Source organism: Aeromonas media (assembly GCF_020423125.1).
Classification (GTDB): Bacteria; Pseudomonadota; Gammaproteobacteria; order Enterobacterales; family Aeromonadaceae; genus Aeromonas; species Aeromonas media.
The window spans coordinates 4279001-4298294 of record NZ_CP075564.1; the positions used below are offsets into that span (position 1 = coordinate 4279001).

Below are 19294 nucleotides of genomic sequence, written 5' to 3' on the forward strand. Positions count from 1 at the left end.
TTATGCGTTCCGGCTCAGGCCCTGGCCAGCACTCCCTCCCGGCGGCGACCCACCAGCCAGAACGCCAGACCAATCAGCAAGGCGCTCAGGGCGAAGAGGGCCCGGGTGCCGAACACCAGCTCGCTGGCCAGAGTCAGGCCCTGCTCTCCCACCAGGGCGGCGAACAGGCCGCCGAGCCCGGCCACCCCGGTCAACTGGCCCAGATTGCGCGACAGGGTCAGCAGACCGGCCACGGCGCCCCGGGTCTGCTCACTCGCCCCACCCACAACGGCGCTGTTGTTGGCGGTCTGGAACAGGGCATAGCCGGCGGTCAGCAGCAGTATGGGAAGCAGGTAGCCGAGCGGGCCGAACTGCCCCGCCGCCCCGGCCAGACCGAGGGCCGCAGTCCCCATGACTGCCAGCCCCAGCCGGACCACCGGCCGCGCACCCAGCCTATCCACCAGCCAGCCGGCGGGCATGCCCGTCAGGGCCGCCAGCAGGGGCCCGCCCGATATCATCAGGCCGACAGTCCCGAGACTGAGACCGAAGACGCCCCTCAGGTAGAAGGGGCCTATGAGCAGGGTCAGCACCATGACGCTGGCCACCAGTGCGCTGGCGACAAGGCCGTTGCGCAGCCCCGGGACCCCCAGCAGCGCCAGCGGCAACAGGGGCACAGGGGCGCGGTGCTCGCGGCGAGCGAACGAGGCCGTGACCAGCAGGGCCCCCGCCCCCCACCATAGGGCCAGGGCGCCCCCCAGGGTCAGCGCCAGGCCGTAACAGAGCAGGGCAGCCACCAGCAGTGACAGGCTCGCGAGGTTCATCCCCTCCTTTTGTGGCAAGGAGCCGTCCCGGGGCAAGCCGAGCCAGGCACAACCCAGCGCCAGCAGGCTGAGGGGCGCCAGCAGCAGGAAGGGGGCCTGCCAGCCAAAGCCGGCCGTCAGCAGGCCGCCAAAAGAAGGACCGATCGCAGTGCCACAGGCCGACAGGGTACCGAGCAGCCCCATACCCCAGCCCCGCCGCGCCGGTGGCACCAGCTGGCCCACCATGGCCAGCGCCAGGGAGAGCATGCAGGCCGCAGCGACCCCCTGCAGGGCACGGGTCGCGATCAGCCAGCCTATGGTCGGCGCCAGGGCGCACAGCAACGAGGCCAGCGCAAAGAGCCCCAGCCCCAGGAGCAGCAGACGACGCCGACCGAACCTGTCCCCCAGTCGGCCAGCCACCACAGTCAGGCAGGTGATCCCCAGCAGATAGGCCACCAGCACCCACTGCAGGCTGGCAAAGGGCACCGCAAAGGCCTGCCCCAGGGCGGGCAGCACCATGTTGGCCAGGCTCCCTCCCAGCATGGGCAGCAGGGTGGCGAGGCCGAGCGCCAGCAGGCCGAGACGGCGAGCGGCAGGGGTCGGGAGTGACTTGCATTGTGACATGGCACTGTCTCCGGCAGAGGATGATGCCCACAAGGCTAGCGGGGGACATGAGCCGGCGGAAGACGCACGACTTGCAGCTTATAGCTGCATGAGACGCCATATGAAGAGCGGGGTTCTCGCGTATGATGAAGCCAACCGACCGTCATGGGTCATCACCCGGGATCCCCGGCTCGGCGAGGGCAATGCCATGAACACCCCCGACTTCAATCTGCTGCTGACCCTGGATGCCCTGCTGGACGAGGGCAGCGTGGCCGGTGCCGCCAGGCGACTCTCCTTGAGCCCCTCCGCCATGAGCCGGGCCCTGGCCAGGCTGCGCGAGACCACGGGTGACCCTCTGCTGGTCAGGGCGGGCCGGGGTCTGGTGCCCACGCCGCGTGCCCTGGCCCTGCGCGCCCAGGTCAGCCAGCTGGTGCAGGACGCGCACGCCGTGCTGCGCCCCCAGCAAGAGGTGGATCCTGCAAGCCTAGAACGCACCTTCCGCCTGAGATCCAGCGACGGCTTCGTGGAGGCGGTCGGCCCTGCCCTGCTGGCGCGACTCGCCGCCGAGGCCCCCGGGGTCAGGCTGCACTTCCTGGCCAAGCCCGACAAGGGGAGCGGCCCCCTGCGCAGCGGCGAGCTGGATTTCGAAACCGGCGTCATAGGTGCAGAGACGGCGCCCGAGCTGCGTACCCAGGCGCTGTTTCAGGACCACTTCGTCGCCGTGGTGCGTCCGGGCCACCCCCTGTGCGAGGGTACCCTGACCGCCCCCCGCTATGCCGCCGCCCGCCACATACTGGTGTCGCGGCGCGGGCTGGAGCAGGGCCCCATAGACGAGGCCCTGGCGCACCTCGGCCTGACACGCGAGGCGGCGACCCTGGTCCCCGGCTTTGCCACTGCCCTGGCCCTGGTGAGGGACAGCGACCTGGTGGCGACAGTGCCCGAACGGCACTGCACCGCCCTGCACGCCGATCTGGTTGCCCTGCCCCTGCCCTTTCCCCTGCCGGGGATCCGGGTCGCCCTGATCTGGCACCCCAGCCAGGACGCCGATCCGGCTCACCGCTGGCTGCGCACCCTCATTCGCGAGACCTGCGCCCAGGCCCCCTATGGAGTGGACATCAGGGACAGCTGATCCCCCCGGCGGCCGGCAAATCCACCTCCTGGCCGCCCGGGGAGCACGGCGCGGCTGCCCGGGAACCCGAGGGCTCCGGCCCGCCGCACCCGCCTTTTCCCTCCGTCACACAGAGCCGCGAGGCGCCGCTCACCCCTTGTTCAAAAAAAGATCGGCCCGCCCCCTTCCCTCAATTTTATACGTGCGTATAATTTAGATCGAAATCTGTGCAACAGGAGCGCTGCTAGATGCACCCCACTCGTCAAAAACTGCTCGATACGGGCCTTGCGATCGCCACCGACAAGGGGCTGCGCGGCCTCACTGTGCGCGAGCTGGCGGCGGCGGCCGAGGTCAATCTCGGCACTTTCGTCTACCACTTCGGCAACCGCGACGCCTTCATCGACGAGCTGGTGGAGCTCTGGTACGCCCCCCTCTTTGATGAGCTCAAGGCGGTGGCTGCCCGCGGCACCTACCCCTCTGCCCTGGCGACCTTCGAAGCCACCATGGTGGCGGTGATCGCCCTGGTAGCGCGCCAGCGCAGCTTCATCAACCACCTGTTTGGCGATGCCCTGGCCGGCGAGAGCGCGGCCCAGCGCTTTCTGCTGAGCCTGCCGCGCCGCCACCCCCTGCTGCTGCTCGAGCAGGTTCAGAAGGCGCAGGCGGAGGGAGCCCTGGTGGCGGGCAACCCGTTGCAGCTGATGATCTTCATCATGGGCTCCGTCGGTCTGCCCCTGGTGATCGCCGGTGGCGGTCGCCAGCTCGGCTGGCTGCCTCCGGAGGCGGCGCCGTTTTTGTCCCAGATAGACAATCCCGAGGCCGCCCGGCAACGCCTGGTATGGGCCCTGCGCGGCTTGCGCCGCTCCGAAGGAGATCCCGCATGAAACAACGCATCGCCATCCTGGCCCTGCTGCTGACCCTGCTCAGTGGCTACCTCTGGTGGCAGAGCCGCCCGGCCGACGGCTCCATCCTCTACGGCAACGTCGACATCCGCGATGTGAATCTGGCATTCAGGGTCGGCGGCAGGGTCAGCGAGGTGCTGGTCGATGAGGGGGACATCATCAAGGCGGGTCAGCCGCTGGCCCGTCTCGATCCCGTGCCCCTTGCCCACCAGCGCGACAGCGCCCGCGCCAATCTGGCCGCGATCGAAGCGACCAACACCTTGATGCACAAGGGGTATCGTAGCGAAGAGACAGACCGTGCCCGGGCCGAGCTGGCCGCCGCCGAGGCGGCCGCCCTCGAGGCAGAGCAGCAGTGGCGTCGCCAGAGTGCGCTGGCGGCGACCGGCGCCATCTCCCGTGGCCAGCTCGACAGCGCCCGCTCCCAGCGGGATCAGACCCAGGCCCAGGTGCGCTCCGCCCGCGAGCAGCTCGGCCAGCTCGAGACCGGCTATCGCCCCGAAGAGATTGCCCAGTCCGATGCCCAGCTGCAAGGGGCCAAGGCGACGCTGGCCAGCGCCGAACTGGCGCTCGCCGACGCCGTGCTGACAGCCCCGAGCGACGGCATCCTCCTCACCCGCGCCATCGAGACCGGCAGCATGGTGCAGCCGGGGGCTACCGCCTTCAACCTCTCGCTGACAGCGCCGGTCTGGGTGCGCGCCTATGTGGAGGAGCCCTGGCTCGGCCACTTCCCGAGCGGTGCCAGGGTGACCCTGACCACTGACTCAAGGCCGGACAAGCCCTATCAGGGGGTGGTGGGCTTTGTCTCCCCCACCGCCGAGTTCACCCCCAAATCCGTGGAGACGCCGGATCTTCGTACCCACCTGGTCTACCGGCTGCGCATAGTGGTGCAGGATCCTGACTCCGCCCTGCGCCAGGGAATGCCGGTCACCGTCAGGCTGCAGCCATGAACGCCGCCATCCAGCTCGCCGGGCTCACCAAGCGCTTCGGCGAACGGGTGGCCCTCAACGCCATCTCGGCCACCATTCCGACCGGTGGCATCACGGGCCTGGTAGGGCCGGACGGAGCTGGCAAGAGCACACTGCTGCGCCTGCTGGCCGGTCTGCTGGTACCGGAGGCCGGGGAAATCCGGGTGCTGGGGCTGGATCCGGTGCGCGAGGGGGATGCCCTGCGTCAACGGCTCGGCTACATGCCCCAGCAGTTCGGGCTCTACGAGGATCTCAGCGTGCAGGAGAACCTCAGCCTCTATGCTGACTTGCGCGGGGTGCTGGAGCCAGAGCGCAGCCCCACCTTTGCACGCCTGCTCGCCTTCACCGATCTCGCCCGCTTCACCGCACGGCCGGCGGGCAAGCTGTCGGGGGGAATGAAGCAGAAGCTGGGCCTGGCCTGCGCCCTGCTCGGCACCCCTGACGTGCTGCTGCTCGACGAGCCCGGGGTCGGGGTCGATCCCATCTCCCGCCGCGCCCTCTGGAAGATGGTGCGCGAGCTGGCCCAGGGAGGCATGACGGTGCTCTGGAGCACCGCCTACCTCGATGAGGCCGAGCTGTGCGACCACGTGCTGCTGATGGCGGACGGCGAGGTGCGCACCAGCGGCACCCCGGCGGATCTCATGGGAGCCATGGCCAGCCGCTGCTGGCTGCTGGAAGCCGGAGAACTGGACGGCCGTGAGCGGCGCGCCCTGTTGCGCCGCGCCCTGGCTCACCCCGCGGTGATGGACGGCACTGTGGCGGGGGAGCGGGTGCGCCTTCTGCTGCACCCGGACCAGATGCCGCCTCCCCTGGCGGAACTCGGTCTCTCGGAGGGTGGCTTCGCACCGACCCCTGCACGACTCGAGGATGCCTTTATCGATCTGCTGGGGGGCGGCCCGGGTGGGGAATCCAGCCTGGCGCAGCTGATGCGCGAGGCCAGCCTGCCCGAGGGGGTATCACCGGAGGCGGTGATCGAGGCACGCAGCCTCACCAAGCGTTTTGGCGATTTCACCGCCACCGACGACGTCAGCTTCGCGGTGCGCCGGGGGGAGATCTTCGGCCTGCTCGGTCCCAACGGCGCGGGCAAGTCCACCACCTTCAAGATGGAGTGCGGCCTGCTGCGCCCAAGCAGCGGGCAGGCGCTGGTGACCGGCATCGATCTGGCCCGCAGCCCCTCGGCGGCGCGTCAGCACCTCGGCTACATGGCCCAGAAGTTCTCCCTCTACAAGCAACTCACCGTGGCCCAGAACCTGTCATTCTTCGCCGGCATCTACGGCCTGTTCGGTCGCCAGCAGCAGACGCGCATCGACGCCATGGTGAAGGCGTTCGCCCTCGGCCCCTGGCTCGACCAGCAGACGGAATCCCTGCCTCTTGGCCTGCGCCAGCGCCTGTCCCTCGCCTGCGCCCTGCTCCACGAACCGCCGCTGCTGTTTCTCGACGAGCCCACCTCAGGGGTCGATCCGGTGACCCGGCGGGAATTCTGGTCCCACATCAACGCCCTGGCCGATCACGGGGTGACAGTGCTGGTCACCACCCACTTCATGGACGAGGCGGAGTATTGCGATCGCATCGCCCTCATCTACCGCGGTCGCCTGCTGGCCCTGGGCACCCCGGACGAGCTCAAGGGGTTGGCCGCCAAGGACACAACCACCGCCTTGCCAACCATGGAAGAGGCCTTTATCACGCTAGTCGAGCAGGCCAGCGAGGAGGACGCATGAGCATCAACCGCCGCCGACTGCTGGCCCTGTGCCGCAAGGAGTCCCTGCAGATCGTGCGCGACCCCAGCAGCATCCTCATCGCCTTCATCATGCCCGTGGTGCTGCTGGTGGTGATGGGCTACGCCATCAACCTGGACGTGGACCACCTGCGGCTCGGCATCTGGCGCACCGATAGTGGCGCACCGGCGGTGCGGCTGGAGCAGGCCCTTCGCGGCTCCACGGCGCTGGAAATCCACGGCGGCCCGAGCAAGGCGGCGCTGCTCGCCAGTCTGGAGCGCGGCGAGATCCGCGGCCTGCTGGTGATTGATGACGGCTTCTCCGCCGCCCTGGCCAGTCAGGGGGATGGCACGCCGAAAGCCCTGCTGCTCACCGATGGCTCCGAACCCAACACGGCGAACTTCGTCACCCACTACGTGCAGGGGATCTGGCAGGGGTGGCTCGCCAGAGAGGGATTCTCCTTGCCGGTGGCGGTGGAGAGCCGCGCCTGGTTCAACCCGGCGCTGGTGAGCCGCAACTTCCTGGTGCCCGGCTCCATTGCAGTGGTGATGACCATCATAGGTGCCCTGCTCACCTCCCTGGTGGTGGCCCGGGAGTGGGAGCGCGGCACCATGGAGGCGCTGCTCGCCACCCCGGTGACCAAGGCAGAGCTGCTGCTCTCCAAGCTGCTGCCCTACTACGGGCTCGGCATCGCCGCCATGCTCATCTGCCTGCTCTTCTCGGTGGCCGTGATGGGGGTGCCCTGGCGCGGCTCGCTGCTCTCCCTGTTCGTGCTCACCACCCTGTTTCTCGGCAGCGCCCTCGGGCTCGGGCTCTTTCTCTCCACCGTGATGCGCAACCAGTTCAATGCCGCCCAGGCCGCGCTGACGGCGGCGTTTCTGCCGGCCATGATGCTCTCGGGCTTCGTGTTCGAGATCGCCAGCATGCCACCGCTGTTGCGGGCCATCACCCACCTGATCCCGGCCCGCTACTTCGCGAGCTCGTTGCAGACCCTCTACCAGGCGGGCAACGTGCTCTCCATCCTGCTGGTCAACGGCGTCTGCCTGCTGCTGCTGGCCGCCTTCTGGCTGGCCCTCACCGCCCGCAAGACGCGGCGCACCCTGGAGTAAACATGCTGATCCGACTCTGGTGGCTGATCCGAAAAGAGTTACAGGCCCTGCTTGGCAATACCCAGGGGCGCTTCCTGCTCATCATGCCGGTGCTGCTGCAAACGGCCCTCTTCCCCTTCGCCGCCACCCTGGAGGTGACCGGCAACACCCTGGCCATCTACGACCAGGATGGAGGGGCGCAGAGCCGGGAGCTCATCGAACGCCTCACCCATATGCCCGCCTTCACCACAGTGATGACGGTGGCGGGCGAGGCCGGGATGACCAATGCCATCACCGGGCAGCAGGCGCTGATCGGCCTCATCATTCCGCAGGATTTCTCCCGCCGACTGGCCAGGGGCGAACAGGCCAGGCTGCAACTCATCATCGACGGACGCCGATCCAACGGGGGTCAGGTGGCGGCGGGCTACATCAATGAGGTGATCGCCCGCTGGCAGAGCGAGGGCAAGGGGCAGCCCGAACTGGCGGTGCGCCACCTCTACAACCCCAACATCGAGTTCAGCTGGCACATATTGCCCTCCCTGGTGGCCATCATCACCACGGTCGGCTGCCTCATCGTCACCGCCCTGTCGGTGGCACGGGAGCGGGAAGAGGGAACCTTCGATCAGTTGCTGGTGTCCCCCCTCACCGCGGGCTGGATCATGGCGGGCAAGGCGGTACCCGGCATCCTGGTGGCGGTGGGCCAGGGCACCATAGTCGCGCTGGCGGCCCGCTTCCTCTATCAGGTGCCGTTTGGCGGCAGCACCACCTTGCTGATGGCGGGCATGGTTTGCTACGGCCTGGCGCTGGCGGGGATAGGGCTCTTCGTCTCGTCGCTCTGTTCGACCCAGCAGCAGGCGTTTCTCGGGGTCTTCTCCTTCATGGTGCCGGCGGTGATCCTCTCCGGTTATGTCTCCCCCATCGAGAACATGCCGCTGTTGTTCCAGTGGCTGGCGGCCGTGGATCCCCTCAGCCACTTCATCCTGCTGCTCAAGGGGGTCTTCCTCAAGGATCTCGGCTGGTCGGCGGCCTGGCCCCTGCTCTGGCCCCTGCTCTCCATCGCCGGTGTCACCCTCTCCCTGGCGCTGGCCATGTTCCGCCGCCATATCGCCTGATGACCCGGCCCCTGCCAGGGCTGCACCGAACACGGAAACCGTCAACTGGTATACCCATTTATGCATAGGTTTGAATTCTCTCGAATTACCCCTGAGGAGATATATAAATAGACACTTGATTTACATCAATTGCCCACCGCCCCTAACTGGATAGCCTAACGTCAGATTGATGTTTTATTACTCCAAAATTGAGGCAACCATGAGCAAAGTCAGACTGGTCGTTGTGGGCAACGGCATGGTGGGGCACCGCTTCATCGAAGAGCTGATCGAGCGGGCCGACCCGGGCCGCTACGAGATCACCGTCTTCGGTGCAGAACCCCGTCCTGCCTACGATCGCGTCCATCTCTCCTCCTACTTCTCCCATCACACCAGCGAAGATCTCTCCCTCGTCAAACCCGGCTTCTACGACAAGCACGGCATCCGCCTGCTGCTCGGCGAAGCGGTGAAAAAAATCGACAGAACGACCCGCGAAGTGCACTCCAACAAGGGCACTGTGGTCGGTTACGACAAACTGGTGCTGGCCACCGGCTCCTACCCCTGGGTGCCCCCCATCCAGGGTAGCCAGCACCACGAGTGCTTCGTCTATCGCACCATCGAGGATCTGAAAGCCATCCGCAGCGCCGCCAAGAGCGGCAAGAGCGGGGTGGTGATCGGTGGCGGTCTGCTTGGCCTGGAAGCCGCCGGCGCCCTCAAGGCACTGGGTCTCGAGACCCACGTGGTGGAGTTTGCCCCTGTGCTGATGGCCGAGCAGCTCGACGGTCAGGGCGGCCAGCTGCTGCGCCGCAAGATTGAATCCATGGGCGTGCAGGTGCACACCAGCAAGAGCACCAGCGAGATCCTGATGCACGGCGGCCGCGACGCCCAGCACCGCCTCGCCTTCGCCGACGGCAGCCAGCTTGAAGTGGACGTGGTGGTCTTCTCCACCGGCATCCGCCCGCAGGATACCCTGGGCCGTTACTGTGAACTGGCCATCGCCGACCGTGGCGGCGTGCTGATCGACGATCACTGCCTCACCTCCGACCCCGACATCTATGCCATCGGCGAGTGCGCCGCCTGGCAGGGCCGCTTCTTCGGGCTGGTGGCACCGGGCTACAAGATGGCCCAGATCACCGTCGACCACCTGCTCGGCGGCGACAGCCGCTTCGAAGGGGCGGACATGAGCGCCAAGCTCAAGCTGCTCGGCGTCTCCGTCGGCTCCATCGGTGATGCCCACGGCCGCACCCCGGGCAGCCACAGCTATGTGTTCCAGGACGACCAGGCCGGCGTCTACAAGAAGATCGTGGTGAGCGAAGACAACAGCCGCCTGCTCGGCGCCGTGCTGGTGGGTGACGTGGATGACTACGGCAACCTGCTGCAGCTGATGCTCAACGCCCTGCCGCTGCCGAGCCACCCGGACACCCTGATCCTGCCCGCCTACGCCGGTGCCAAGCCGACCCTGGGGGTGGATGCCCTGCCTTCAACTGCCCAGATCTGCTCCTGCTTCGACGTCTCCAAGGGCGACATCGCCCAGGCGGTCGCCGAGGGTCACACCACGCTGGCCGCCATCAAGCAGCACACCAAGGCCGGTACCGGCTGTGGTGGCTGCGTGCCGCTCATCAGCCAGGTGCTCAACGCCGAGCTGGTGAAGCAGGGCATCGAGGTCAACAACCACCTCTGCGCCCACTTCCCCTACTCCCGTCAGGAGCTGTTCCACCTGGTCAAGGTGGAGGGGATCAAGAGCTTCGACGAGCTGCTGGCCAAGCACGGTCACGGCCATGGCTGCGAGGTGTGCAAACCGACCGTCGGCTCCATCCTCGCCTCCTGCTGGAATGACTATGTGCTGAGCCCGCTCAATACCCAGCTGCAGGACACCAACGACATCTTCCTCGGCAACATGCAAAAGGACGGCAGCTACTCCGTCATCCCGCGCATGGCCGGCGGTGAAGTGACCCCGGAAGGGCTGCTGGCGGTGGCCGAAGTGGCCCGCGACTACAAGCTCTACACCAAGATCACCGGCGCCCAGCGCATCGGCCTGTTCGGGGCCCAGAAGGATGACCTGCCCGCCATCTGGCGCAAGCTGCTGGCGGCCGGTTTCGAGACCGGTCAGGCCTACGCCAAGGCGCTGCGCATGGCCAAGACCTGCGTCGGCAGCACCTGGTGCCGCTTCGGCGTGCAGGATAGTGTCGGCCTCGGGGTCTTCCTCGAGAACCGCTACAAGGGCATTCGCACCCCCCACAAGATGAAGTTCGGCGTCTCCGGCTGTACCCGTGAATGTGCGGAAGCCCAGGGCAAGGACGTCGGCATCATCGCCACAGACGCGGGCTGGAACCTCTATGTGGGCGGCAACGGCGGCATGAAGCCGCGCCACGCCGACCTGCTGGCTTCTGACCTAGACCGCGAAACCCTGATCAAGCTGATCGACCGCTTTATGATGTTCTACGTCACCAGCGCCGACAAACTACAGCGCACCTCGGTCTGGCTCGGCAACCTGGAGGGCGGGGTCGACTACCTGCGCGAGGTAATCGTCGACGACAAGCTGGGACTGAATGCCACCCTGGAGCGCGACATCCAGGTGCTGATCGACAGCTACGAGTGCGAGTGGTCCCGCACCTTGAATGAAGAGGAGCAGCTCAAGCGTTTCAGCCACTTCATCAACAGCGGCAAGCGTGACCCGGACGTGCAGTTCGTCAGCGAGCGCGACCAGCACAGACCGGCTACCCCTGCCGAGCGCATTCCCGTCTACCAGATCGAGGTGGAGACCAAATGATGAAACTTGCCTGCCAACTCAACGACATCCTGCCGGGAACCGGCGTCTGCGCACTCATTGAAGGTCGCCAGAATATGCCTGTTTCGCTCGGTGTGGAGGTTCAATCATGAAATTCGCCTGCCAACTCAACGACATCCTGCCGGGAACCGGAGTCTGCGCACTCATTGAAGGTCGCCAGATCGCTCTGTTCCGCCCGAGCGCGGCCGCCGAGGTGTTAGCCATCGACAACCGGGATCCCTTCTTCGCCGCCAACGTGCTGTCGCGCGGCATCATAGGTGAACACGAGGGTGAGCTCTGGGTCGCCAGCCCGCTCAAGAAGCAGCACTTCCGTCTGCGCGACGGCCACTGCCTCGAGAACGCCGCCATGTCGGTGCAAAGCTATCCCGTTGAAGTACGCGACCAGCAGGTCTGGGTTGCCGTCTGATGCCGACAAACCCCAGATCCATGTCGGTACAGGGCTACGTCCCTGTCAAAGTACGTGATCCGCAGATCTGGGTCATCGGCTAACACCATGCATATCAGGGCTGCCCGCGGGCGGCCCTCTTGAAGGAAACAAAGATGTATACCGACAGCATCAACAAGTGCGCCGCCAACGCGGCCCGCATCAACCGCTTCGAGCGCAGCGACAAGCTCGGCTTCTGGCTCAGCTCCGCCATGGCGGGGGCCTATGTGGGCCTCGGCATCATCCTCATCTTCACCCTGGGCAATCTGGTGGATGCCAGCGTGCGTCCGCTGGTGATGGGGGCCACCTTCGGCATCGCCCTCACCTTAGTTGTCATCGCCGGCTCGGAGCTGTTCACCGGCCACACCATGTTCCTCACCTTCGGGGTGAAGACCGGCAAGATCGCCATGGCCGACCTGCTGCGCATCCTGCCGCAGACCTGGGCCGGCAACCTGCTCGGCTCCATCGCGGTGGCGCTGATCTACTCCTATGGCGGCAGCCTGCTGCCGGACGCGGGCAGCCTGGCGCACAAGGTGGCGCTGGCCAAGACCCAGGCACCGGCGTTGACCCTGTTCATGAAGGGCGTGCTGTGCAACTGGCTGGTCTGCCTCGCCATCTGGATGGCGCTGCGCACCGAGGGTGCCGCCAAGTTCATCGCCATCTGGTGGTGCCTGCTGGCATTCATAGCCTCCGGCTACGAGCACTCGGTCGCCAACATGACCCTGTTCGCCCTCTCCTGGTTCGGCGCCCATTCAGAGGCCTACACCCTGGGCGGCATAGGCCACAACCTGCTGTGGGTGACCCTGGGCAACACCGTCTCCGGCGCCCTCTTCATGGGCCTCGGCTACTGGTATGCCACCCCCAAGGCTGAGCGCCCGGTCGCGGTGAGCGACGCCACCACCACCATCAGCCAGACCCAAACCGCCTGATCAGGAGGCCCCATGGACTACTTGCCCATCTTTTGCCGACTCGACAACAAACCCGTGCTGCTGGTCGGCGGCGGCGAGGTAGCGGAGCGCAAGGCGCGCCTGCTGCTGGATGCCGGTGCCCACCTCACAGTGGTCGCGCCCGAGCTCGACCCCGAGCTGGCGGAACTGGCTGCCAACGGCAGCATCGAGTGGCTGGCCGGTGAATTCGCGCCGGCGCAACTGACGGGCAAGTGGCTGGTGGTGGCCGCCACCGATCGGCGCGAGGTGAATGCGCTGGTTTACCAGAGCGCGAATCAGGCGCGGATCTTTGCCAACGTGGTGGACGACCCGAAACGCTCCAGCTTCATCATGCCGTCGATCATCGACCGCTCGCCGCTGATGGTGGCCATCTCCTCCGGCGGCAAAGCCCCGGTGCTGGCCCGGCTGCTGCGGGAAAAACTCGAAGCCCTGCTGCCTCAGCATCTGGGCGCCGTCGCGGCCTTCGCCGGCAGCCTGCGGGAGCGGGTCAAGGCCCGCTTCGCCAGCATGGGGGAGCGGCGCCGCTTCTGGGAGCGGCTGCTCGGGGCAGACCGACTCGGGCAGGCGCTGGCACGGGGCGATAGCGCCTCTGCCAATCAGCTGGCCGACAGCCTGTTTGCCGACGAGAGCCAGACCGGTGGCGAGGTGGTATTGGTGGGAGCAGGCCCCGGCGATCCGGGCCTGCTCACCCTGCACGCCCTGCGCCAGATGCAGCAGGCGGACGTGGTGGTCTATGACCGGCTGGTCTCGGACGAGGTGATGGCGCTGGTGCGCCGGGATGCCAAACGTATCTTCGTCGGCAAGCAGGCGGGCAATCACTGCGTGCCGCAGGAGGGGATCAACCAGCTCTTGCTGGAGGAGGCGAAGAAGGGGCAGCGGGTGGTGCGGCTGAAGGGGGGCGACCCCTTTATCTTCGGCCGTGGCGGCGAGGAGCTGGAGACGCTGGTCGGCAGCGGCATCGGCTTTCAGGTGGTGCCGGGGATCACTGCGGCCAGCGGCTGTGCCGCCTACGCTGGCATTCCGCTCACCCACCGCGACCACGCCCAGAGCGTGCGCTTCGTCACCGCCCACGGCAAAGGGGGCGCCCGGGATCTCGACTGGCCGCTGCTGGCCAGAGACAAACAGACCCTGGTGTTCTATATGGGGCTTTCGTCTTGCGCCGTGATCCGCGAGCAACTGCTGACCCACGGCAAGGGGGGCGACACCCCGGTGGCGCTGATCGAGCGCGGCACCCAGCCAAGCCAGCGGGTCATTCGCGGCACCCTCGACCAGTTACCCGAGCTGGCGGCCGGGGTCGAGAGCCCAGCCCTTATCATGGTGGGGTCTGTGGTGACACTGGCCGACCAGCTCGCCTGGTTCGGTCAGAACAATGCCCCTCTGGCGGCGGTGGCATCCGCCTGATGGAGTCCTCCCGCGCCCCTGTTTGACGACGCCGCCCTGGGGCAGCGTCTGTTTTACTGTGCTGACTGTCATAACCTCTTGTTTTGAATTTGGTATCCTATGGAGCAAGGCCATCCGGCCAACCGAATTCAGGAATCTTGTTGCATGTCTCTCCCCCCCAAGAACAGCGCCAAACAGCGTGAACACGACAGAGCCCGCATCCTCACCCTGCTGCTGGCCGACGATGCCCTCACCGACAGCCTGCTCGATCCTCAAGGGGTGCAGGACGCCGCACTGCGAGATCAGACCAGCGAGCTGACGCGCCTGGTCAACAGCCTGCCGGCCGCCGACGTCGCCGATGCCCTGGAGTCCCTGCCCCCGGACGAGCGCCACGTGCTCTGGCAACAGGTGGACCCGGAGCGCCATGGCCAGATCCTGGTCGAGGCGTCGGAGACGGTGTGGGACAGCCTGATCAGCGGCATGAGTGACAAGGCGCTGCTGCAGGCCCTGCGCAGCCTCGACATCGACGATCAGATCTACCTAGGCCAATACCTGCCTCGCAACCTGATGGGTCGGCTGCTCACCTCCATGGCCCCCGACCAGCGCGACCGGGTGCGGGAGGTGATCCGCTACGGCAAGCACACGGTCGGCGCCATGATGGATTTCGAGCTGATCACGGTGCGCGCCGAGGTAAGCCTGGCGACGGTGCAGCGCTACCTGCGCCAGCTCGGCAAGATCCCCGCCAACACCGACAAGCTGTTCGTCACCGACCGGCGCAACCGGCTGCAGGGGGAGCTGCCCCTCACCACTTTGCTGCTGCACAAACCGGATACCCTGGTCGCCAACGTCATGGAGCGGGATCCCGTTACCTTCGACCCGGAAGACAACGATGAAGCCGCCGCTCGTACCTTCGAACGGGACGATCTCGTCTCTGCCGCCGTGGTGGATGGCAAGGGCAAGCTGATGGGGCGGCTCACCGTCGCCGAAGTGGTGGACCTGGTCTATGAGGAGAGCGACACAGATCTGCGTCGCATGGGGGGGATCAGCGAGGAAGAAGACGTGTTCGCCCCTGTCGCCAAGGCGGTCAAGACCCGCTGGGCCTGGCTGGCGCTGAACCTCTGCACCGCTTTCGTGGCCTCCCGGGTCATAGGCCTGTTCGAGCACAGCATCTCGCAACTGGTGGCGCTGGCGGCCCTGATGCCCATCGTCGCGGGGATAGGCGGCAACACAGGCAACCAGACCATCACCATGATAGTGCGGGCCTTGGCGCTGCAGCACATCCAGCCGGGCAACGTCTCCTTCCTGCTGTGGCGGGAGCTGGGAGTGGCGCTGATCAACGGCCTAGTGTGGGGCGGCACCATGGGGGTCGCGACCTACTTCCTCTATCAGGATGCGGCCCTGGGCGCCGTGATGACGCTCGCCATGGTGCTGAACCTGCTGGTGGCGGCCCTGATGGGGGTCATCATCCCCATGACCATGAGTCGGCTGGGGCGGGATCCAGCGGTGGGGGCCAGCGTGATGATCACCGCCATCACCGACACCGGCGGCTTCTTCATCTTCCTGGGTCTGGCGACCCTGTTCCTGCTCTAACCCCTGATGGCAGCCACCAGGGTGCCCGGCCCTGGTGGCCTCAGACCCCGGTAGCCCCGGATGGCAGGCCCTTGTCCCGCACAGGAATTCGGGAGTTGCTGCCGCGATAAAAACGGGGATTCCCGCCTCTGGGCAAGGAATAGTCGTTGAAATGCCAACCCCACTCCTTATACTGAATCCACCTGTTTCCAGCGGTGGATCTGACACAATGGAATACAACACTTCAGAACTGTGCGACATCTATCAGGACATGGTGGATGTACTCGAACCCATGCTCTGCTCCTTCGGCGGCCGCGCCTCTTTCGGCGGCGTCATCACCACGGTCAAATGCTTCGAATCGAACGGCCTCATCCGTGAAGTCGTTAAAGAGAACGGCGTCGGCCGCGTGCTGCTGATCGACGGCGGCGGCTCCATGCGCCGGGCCCTGATCGACAGTGAGATCGCCACCACGGCGGCGGAAAACGAGTGGGAAGGCATCGTCTGCTATGGCTGCGTGCGCGAGGTCGACATCCTGGAAGATCTCGACATCGGCATCCAGGCCCTGGCCGCCATCCCGGTCGGTGCCGACCACAAGGATGTGGGAGAGACGGATCTGCCGGTCAACTTCGGCGGTGTCACCTTCCTGCCGGACGATCACCTCTACGCCGACACCACAGGGGTGATCCTCTCACCCGATGCGCTCGATATCGAATAAGCAGACACAGACTGAAGATGGGAGCCTAGGCTCCCATTTTTTATGGCTGCAACTTGCTGAAAAACAGACAAAAAAAGAGGGCCAGTAAACAACTGGCCCCTTAACTGGAAGCAATGTGAGCAATGTCGTGCCTTCACAAGAAGTCCATCACGTTGGAACGAATGAAGTCTTTCCCGGAAAACAAGGTAACAATAATCATTCTCATTTAACTGTGCAAGCCTTATTTATAAAAAGTGCAAAAAAATGACCACCGCGCGGGTGGTCATTCTCGTCAGGCTTGTCGTGTGGCCGTTTGCAGACCGGCCAGGCCGGCCTCCCCCACCAGCTTGCGGCTGAGGTAGCGCAGCAGCACGCCGTAGAGTGGTACAAACAATCCCAGGCTTATCAGCAGCTTGAATACGTAATCCACGGTCGCGATCTCGACCCAGTGCTCGGCCATGAAGGGATCCGTGCTGCGCCAGAAGGCGATGCTGAAGAAGGCGATGGTATCCACCAGGTTGCCAAACAGGGTCGAGGCCGCCGGTGCCATCCACCAGGCCCTGAGCAGTCTCAGGCGGTTGAACACCACCACGTCCATGAACTGGCCCACCAGATAGGCCATAAAGCTGGCCAGGGCGATGCGCGCCACGAAGAGGTTGAACTCCGCCAGGTTGCCCATGCCCTGATAACTGCCTTCGAAGAACAGCACGGAGAGCACATAGGAAACGGCCAGGGCCGGCAGCATCACGGTCTGGATGATCTTGCGGGCCAGTCCGGCACCGAAGATCCGCACCGTCAGATCGGTGGCCAGGAAGATGAACGGGAAGCTGAAGGCACCCCAGGTGGTGTGGAAGCCGAAGATGGTGATCGGCAGCTGCACCAGGTAGTTGCTGCTGGCGATGATCAGGATGTGGAACAACGAGAGACGCACCAGCGCCGTCTGGTGCTGAGCAGGGGTCAGATTCATGTTGTGACCTTTTTGGTTAATGGGGTTAGGGAACCCATACCGCCACCATAGCGATAATTGAGGGGCGAGATTATACGCCCCGACGCGGATAGTTCAATCCTTATGCGATGAGGCAGCTGAGTGCTGACGGCCTAGCCAAAGCACCACCTCCCTGTCGTCCGGGTGCGCCGCCTCCAGCCAGCAGCCGCTGTGCTGCTCATACTCCAGCCGCAACCGGCTGCCTTCGAACTCCAGCAGCCAGCTGTGGCGATCAGCGCCCCACTCCCGCTCGAGCGGTATAAGCTCCCACCCCTCGACCAGCTCTTCGGCAAGAGCCGGGAAGTTGTCCCAGTCAAGGCCTGAACAGGCCAGCAACACCACCCCGACCTCCCGATCCGTCTGCGTGACACGCCAGTTCATCTGTTGTCCCTCAACTGCTGCAAGAGAGCTCGCCACCGCAATACCACTGGGGCACCGGGGTCGCCAGATCCTCGTATTCCGGCTGCTCGTCATAGGGGCGCTGCAGGGCGGCAAACAACCGCTCGAACGGCGCCATGTTCCCCGTCTCGGCGGCGTCTATCACCTGCTGGGCCAGGGCATTGCGCAGCACGTACTTGGGATTGACGGCATCCATCCGCACCTTGCGCCCCGCATCCTGGCTCCCTTCACGGACCAGCCGGGCCCGATAGGTTTCGAGCCACTCCTGCCAGGCGGCCCGGTCCGGCAACAGCGCCAGCAGGCTGGCGTGCCACTCCCCCTGGGTGGTCAGCTCACCCAGGCGACGCAGGAAGAGGTGATAGTCCACCCGATGCGCCGCCAGCAACTGGAACAGCTGACGGAACAGGGCCGGGTCTTCATCCTCCCAGTTCTCCAGGCCAAGCCGGGCGCGCATCAGTTCGGAGTAGTGCAACATCAGCTGATGCTCGTACTGGGCCAGGGCCGCCGCCAGGGCGTCGCCGTCCACCTGTCCCGCCAGCGCCTGGGCCAGCTTCTGCAGGTTCCAGTAACCCACCGCCGGCTGCTGATCCAGGGCGTAGCGGCCACCCGGATCCGAGTGGTTGCAGACAAAATCCGGCACATAGGCATCGATGAAACCGTAGGGGCCGTAATCCAGGGTCAGCCCGAGCAGGGACATATTGTCTGTGTTCATCACCCCGTGACAGAAGCCCGCCGCCTGCCACTTGGCGATGAGGCGCGCGGTGCGCCGCACCACCTCGGCGAACAGCTCGGCACCGCTTTCTAGTTCGGGGAAGTGGTGACGCAGCAGATAATCGATGAGAGCCGGAATCTTCTCCCCCTGGCCGCTCCAGGCGAAGTACTCGAAGTGGCCGAAGCGCAGGTGGCTGGGCGCTGTGCGCAGCACTGTCGCCCCGCTCTCGACCTGCTCCCGGTAGACGGGTTCGTCACTGCCCACCAGCACCAGGGCCCGGGTGGTCGGAATGCCAAGGGCATGGAGCGCCTCTGAGGCGAGGTATTCGCGGATGCTGGAGCGCAGCACGGCACGGCCGTCGCCGAAGCGGGAAAACGGCGTCTTGCCCGCCCCCTTCAGGTGCAGATCCCAGCGCTGACCATCCGGCGCCAGCTGCTCCCCCAGCAGCAGGGCGCGGCCATCCCCCAGGCGCGGGCTGTAGCCACCGAACTGGTGCCCCGCATAGACCTGGGCCACCGGCTGCATACCCGGCAACGGCTGCCCCAACCCGCAGCAGGCGAGCCAGTCTGCCTCACCGATCCCGTCCAGCCCCAGTTCCCGCAGCAGCCCCTGATTGAGGTGCAGCAGCCTGGGTGCACGCAGAGGCTGAGGAGCCACGGGCTCGCAGGCCCAGGGCAGTTCGGTGGCGAAAGTGTTGATCAGCTTCATGGTGGTGTGGTTCGTCCCTGCGTATGCTCGTGTCACTCTTTATACCGCCGTCTGCCCGCTCAGGCTAACAGGCGATCGCGCTATTTCATTTCACGGAGAAAACAATGCAAAAATGGATATATGCCCTGCCCCTGCTGGCACTGGCCTGGGGACATCAGGTCAAGGCCGCCGACATCGAAACGGGCAAGGCCAAGGCGACTGTCTGCGTCGCCTGTCATGGGGTGGATGGCAAGGCGAGTCTCCCCATCTATCCCCATCTGGCCGGACAGAACGCTGCCTATCTGCTGAAACAGATGAAAGCCTTCAAGGAGGGTAGCCGCACAGAGCCATTGATGGCACCCTTCATGGCGATGCTGACCGAGGCGGATATGGAGAATCTGGCGGCCTATTATGCCAGCCTGAAGTAGCCTGGCGGCGCCCTATCCCCGATGCGGTCGATCACG

General features: G+C 65.7%; 17 protein-coding genes. 13 read left to right on the top strand and 4 right to left on the bottom strand.

Features of this window, described 5'->3' with window-relative positions; translation table 11 throughout:
* Positions 1 to 14: 14 nt before the first annotated feature.
* Positions 15 to 1403: an MFS transporter gene (locus KI797_RS19795; RefSeq protein ID WP_161507697.1), complete on the bottom strand. Its 1389-nt coding sequence runs from the start codon at positions 1401 to 1403 to the stop codon at positions 15 to 17.
* A 187-nt stretch (positions 1404 to 1590) separates the two neighbouring features.
* Here KI797_RS19795 and KI797_RS19800 point away from each other — a divergent pair, with 187 nt between their 5' ends.
* The 12 genes from KI797_RS19800 to rraA all read left to right on the top strand — a co-directional run bounded on the left by KI797_RS19800 (position 1591) and on the right by rraA (position 16068).
* Positions 1591 to 2511 (top strand): LysR family transcriptional regulator, encoded by a 921-nt coding sequence (locus KI797_RS19800; RefSeq protein WP_226173182.1) that lies wholly within the window; start codon positions 1591 to 1593, stop codon positions 2509 to 2511.
* A gap of 227 nt (positions 2512 to 2738) precedes the next feature.
* Positions 2739 to 3371 carry a TetR/AcrR family transcriptional regulator gene (locus KI797_RS19805; RefSeq protein ID WP_226170735.1) on the top strand — a complete coding sequence of 211 codons (633 nt, stop codon included), beginning with the start codon at positions 2739 to 2741 and terminating at the stop codon, positions 3369 to 3371.
* Positions 3368 to 4336: a secretion protein HlyD gene (gene hlyD / locus KI797_RS19810; protein ID WP_161507699.1), complete on the top strand. Its 969-nt coding sequence runs from the start codon at positions 3368 to 3370 to the stop codon at positions 4334 to 4336. The genes KI797_RS19805 and hlyD overlap by 4 nt, the downstream gene beginning before the upstream one ends.
* Positions 4333 to 6072, top strand: a complete 1740-nt coding sequence (locus KI797_RS19815; RefSeq protein ID WP_161507700.1) for an ATP-binding cassette domain-containing protein — start codon at positions 4333 to 4335, stop codon at positions 6070 to 6072. Before hlyD ends, KI797_RS19815 begins: the two co-directional genes overlap by 4 nt.
* Positions 6069 to 7178 carry an ABC transporter permease gene (locus KI797_RS19820; protein ID WP_161507701.1) on the top strand — a complete coding sequence of 370 codons (1110 nt, stop codon included), beginning with the start codon at positions 6069 to 6071 and terminating at the stop codon, positions 7176 to 7178. Before KI797_RS19815 ends, KI797_RS19820 begins: the two co-directional genes overlap by 4 nt.
* Before the next feature lie 2 nt (positions 7179 to 7180).
* The gene (locus tag KI797_RS19825) at positions 7181 to 8269 is read left to right on the top strand and encodes an ABC transporter permease (RefSeq protein ID WP_161507702.1); all 1089 of its coding nucleotides are present in this window, start codon (positions 7181 to 7183) and stop codon (positions 8267 to 8269) included.
* Positions 8270 to 8468: 199 nt separating this feature from the next.
* On the top strand, positions 8469 to 11015 hold the full coding sequence (gene nirB / locus KI797_RS19830; protein ID WP_161507703.1) for a nitrite reductase large subunit NirB: 2547 nt from the start codon (positions 8469 to 8471) through the stop codon (positions 11013 to 11015).
* Between the two features lie 106 nt (positions 11016 to 11121).
* A complete protein-coding gene (gene nirD / locus KI797_RS19840) occupies positions 11122 to 11439 on the top strand; it encodes a nitrite reductase small subunit NirD (RefSeq protein WP_226170737.1) in 318 nt (105 codons plus the stop codon).
* A 134-nt stretch (positions 11440 to 11573) separates the two neighbouring features.
* Positions 11574 to 12386 (top strand): nitrite transporter NirC, encoded by an 813-nt coding sequence (nirC, locus tag KI797_RS19845; RefSeq protein WP_226170740.1) that lies wholly within the window; start codon positions 11574 to 11576, stop codon positions 12384 to 12386.
* 12 nt (positions 12387 to 12398) lie between these two features.
* A complete protein-coding gene (cysG, locus tag KI797_RS19850) occupies positions 12399 to 13805 on the top strand; it encodes a siroheme synthase CysG (protein WP_161507706.1) in 1407 nt (468 codons plus the stop codon).
* Positions 13806 to 13949: 144 nt separating this feature from the next.
* Complete coding sequence (gene mgtE / locus KI797_RS19855) at positions 13950 to 15374, top strand: magnesium transporter (protein ID WP_161507707.1); 1425 nt, start codon at positions 13950 to 13952, stop codon at positions 15372 to 15374.
* Between the two features lie 208 nt (positions 15375 to 15582).
* On the top strand, positions 15583 to 16068 hold the full coding sequence (rraA, locus tag KI797_RS19860) for a ribonuclease E activity regulator RraA (protein ID WP_005328442.1): 486 nt from the start codon (positions 15583 to 15585) through the stop codon (positions 16066 to 16068).
* Between the two features lie 271 nt (positions 16069 to 16339).
* On the opposite strand, the gene KI797_RS19865 is transcribed toward rraA, so the two are convergent.
* The 3 genes from KI797_RS19865 to KI797_RS19875 form a co-directional block, all read right to left on the bottom strand.
* Positions 16340 to 17014 (bottom strand): 7-cyano-7-deazaguanine/7-aminomethyl-7-deazaguanine transporter, encoded by a 675-nt coding sequence (locus tag KI797_RS19865; protein WP_161507708.1) that lies wholly within the window; start codon positions 17012 to 17014, stop codon positions 16340 to 16342.
* 93 nt (positions 17015 to 17107) lie between these two features.
* On the bottom strand, positions 17108 to 17413 hold the full coding sequence (locus KI797_RS19870; RefSeq protein ID WP_161507709.1) for a DUF3630 family protein: 306 nt from the start codon (positions 17411 to 17413) through the stop codon (positions 17108 to 17110).
* 10 nt (positions 17414 to 17423) lie between these two features.
* Complete coding sequence (locus KI797_RS19875) at positions 17424 to 18851, bottom strand: protein adenylyltransferase SelO (protein ID WP_161507710.1); 1428 nt, start codon at positions 18849 to 18851, stop codon at positions 17424 to 17426.
* Positions 18852 to 18955: 104 nt separating this feature from the next.
* Here KI797_RS19875 and KI797_RS19880 point away from each other — a divergent pair, with 104 nt between their 5' ends.
* On the top strand, positions 18956 to 19258 hold the full coding sequence (locus tag KI797_RS19880) for a c-type cytochrome (protein ID WP_226170743.1): 303 nt from the start codon (positions 18956 to 18958) through the stop codon (positions 19256 to 19258).
* The last annotated feature ends 36 nt before the right edge of the window (positions 19259 to 19294 follow it).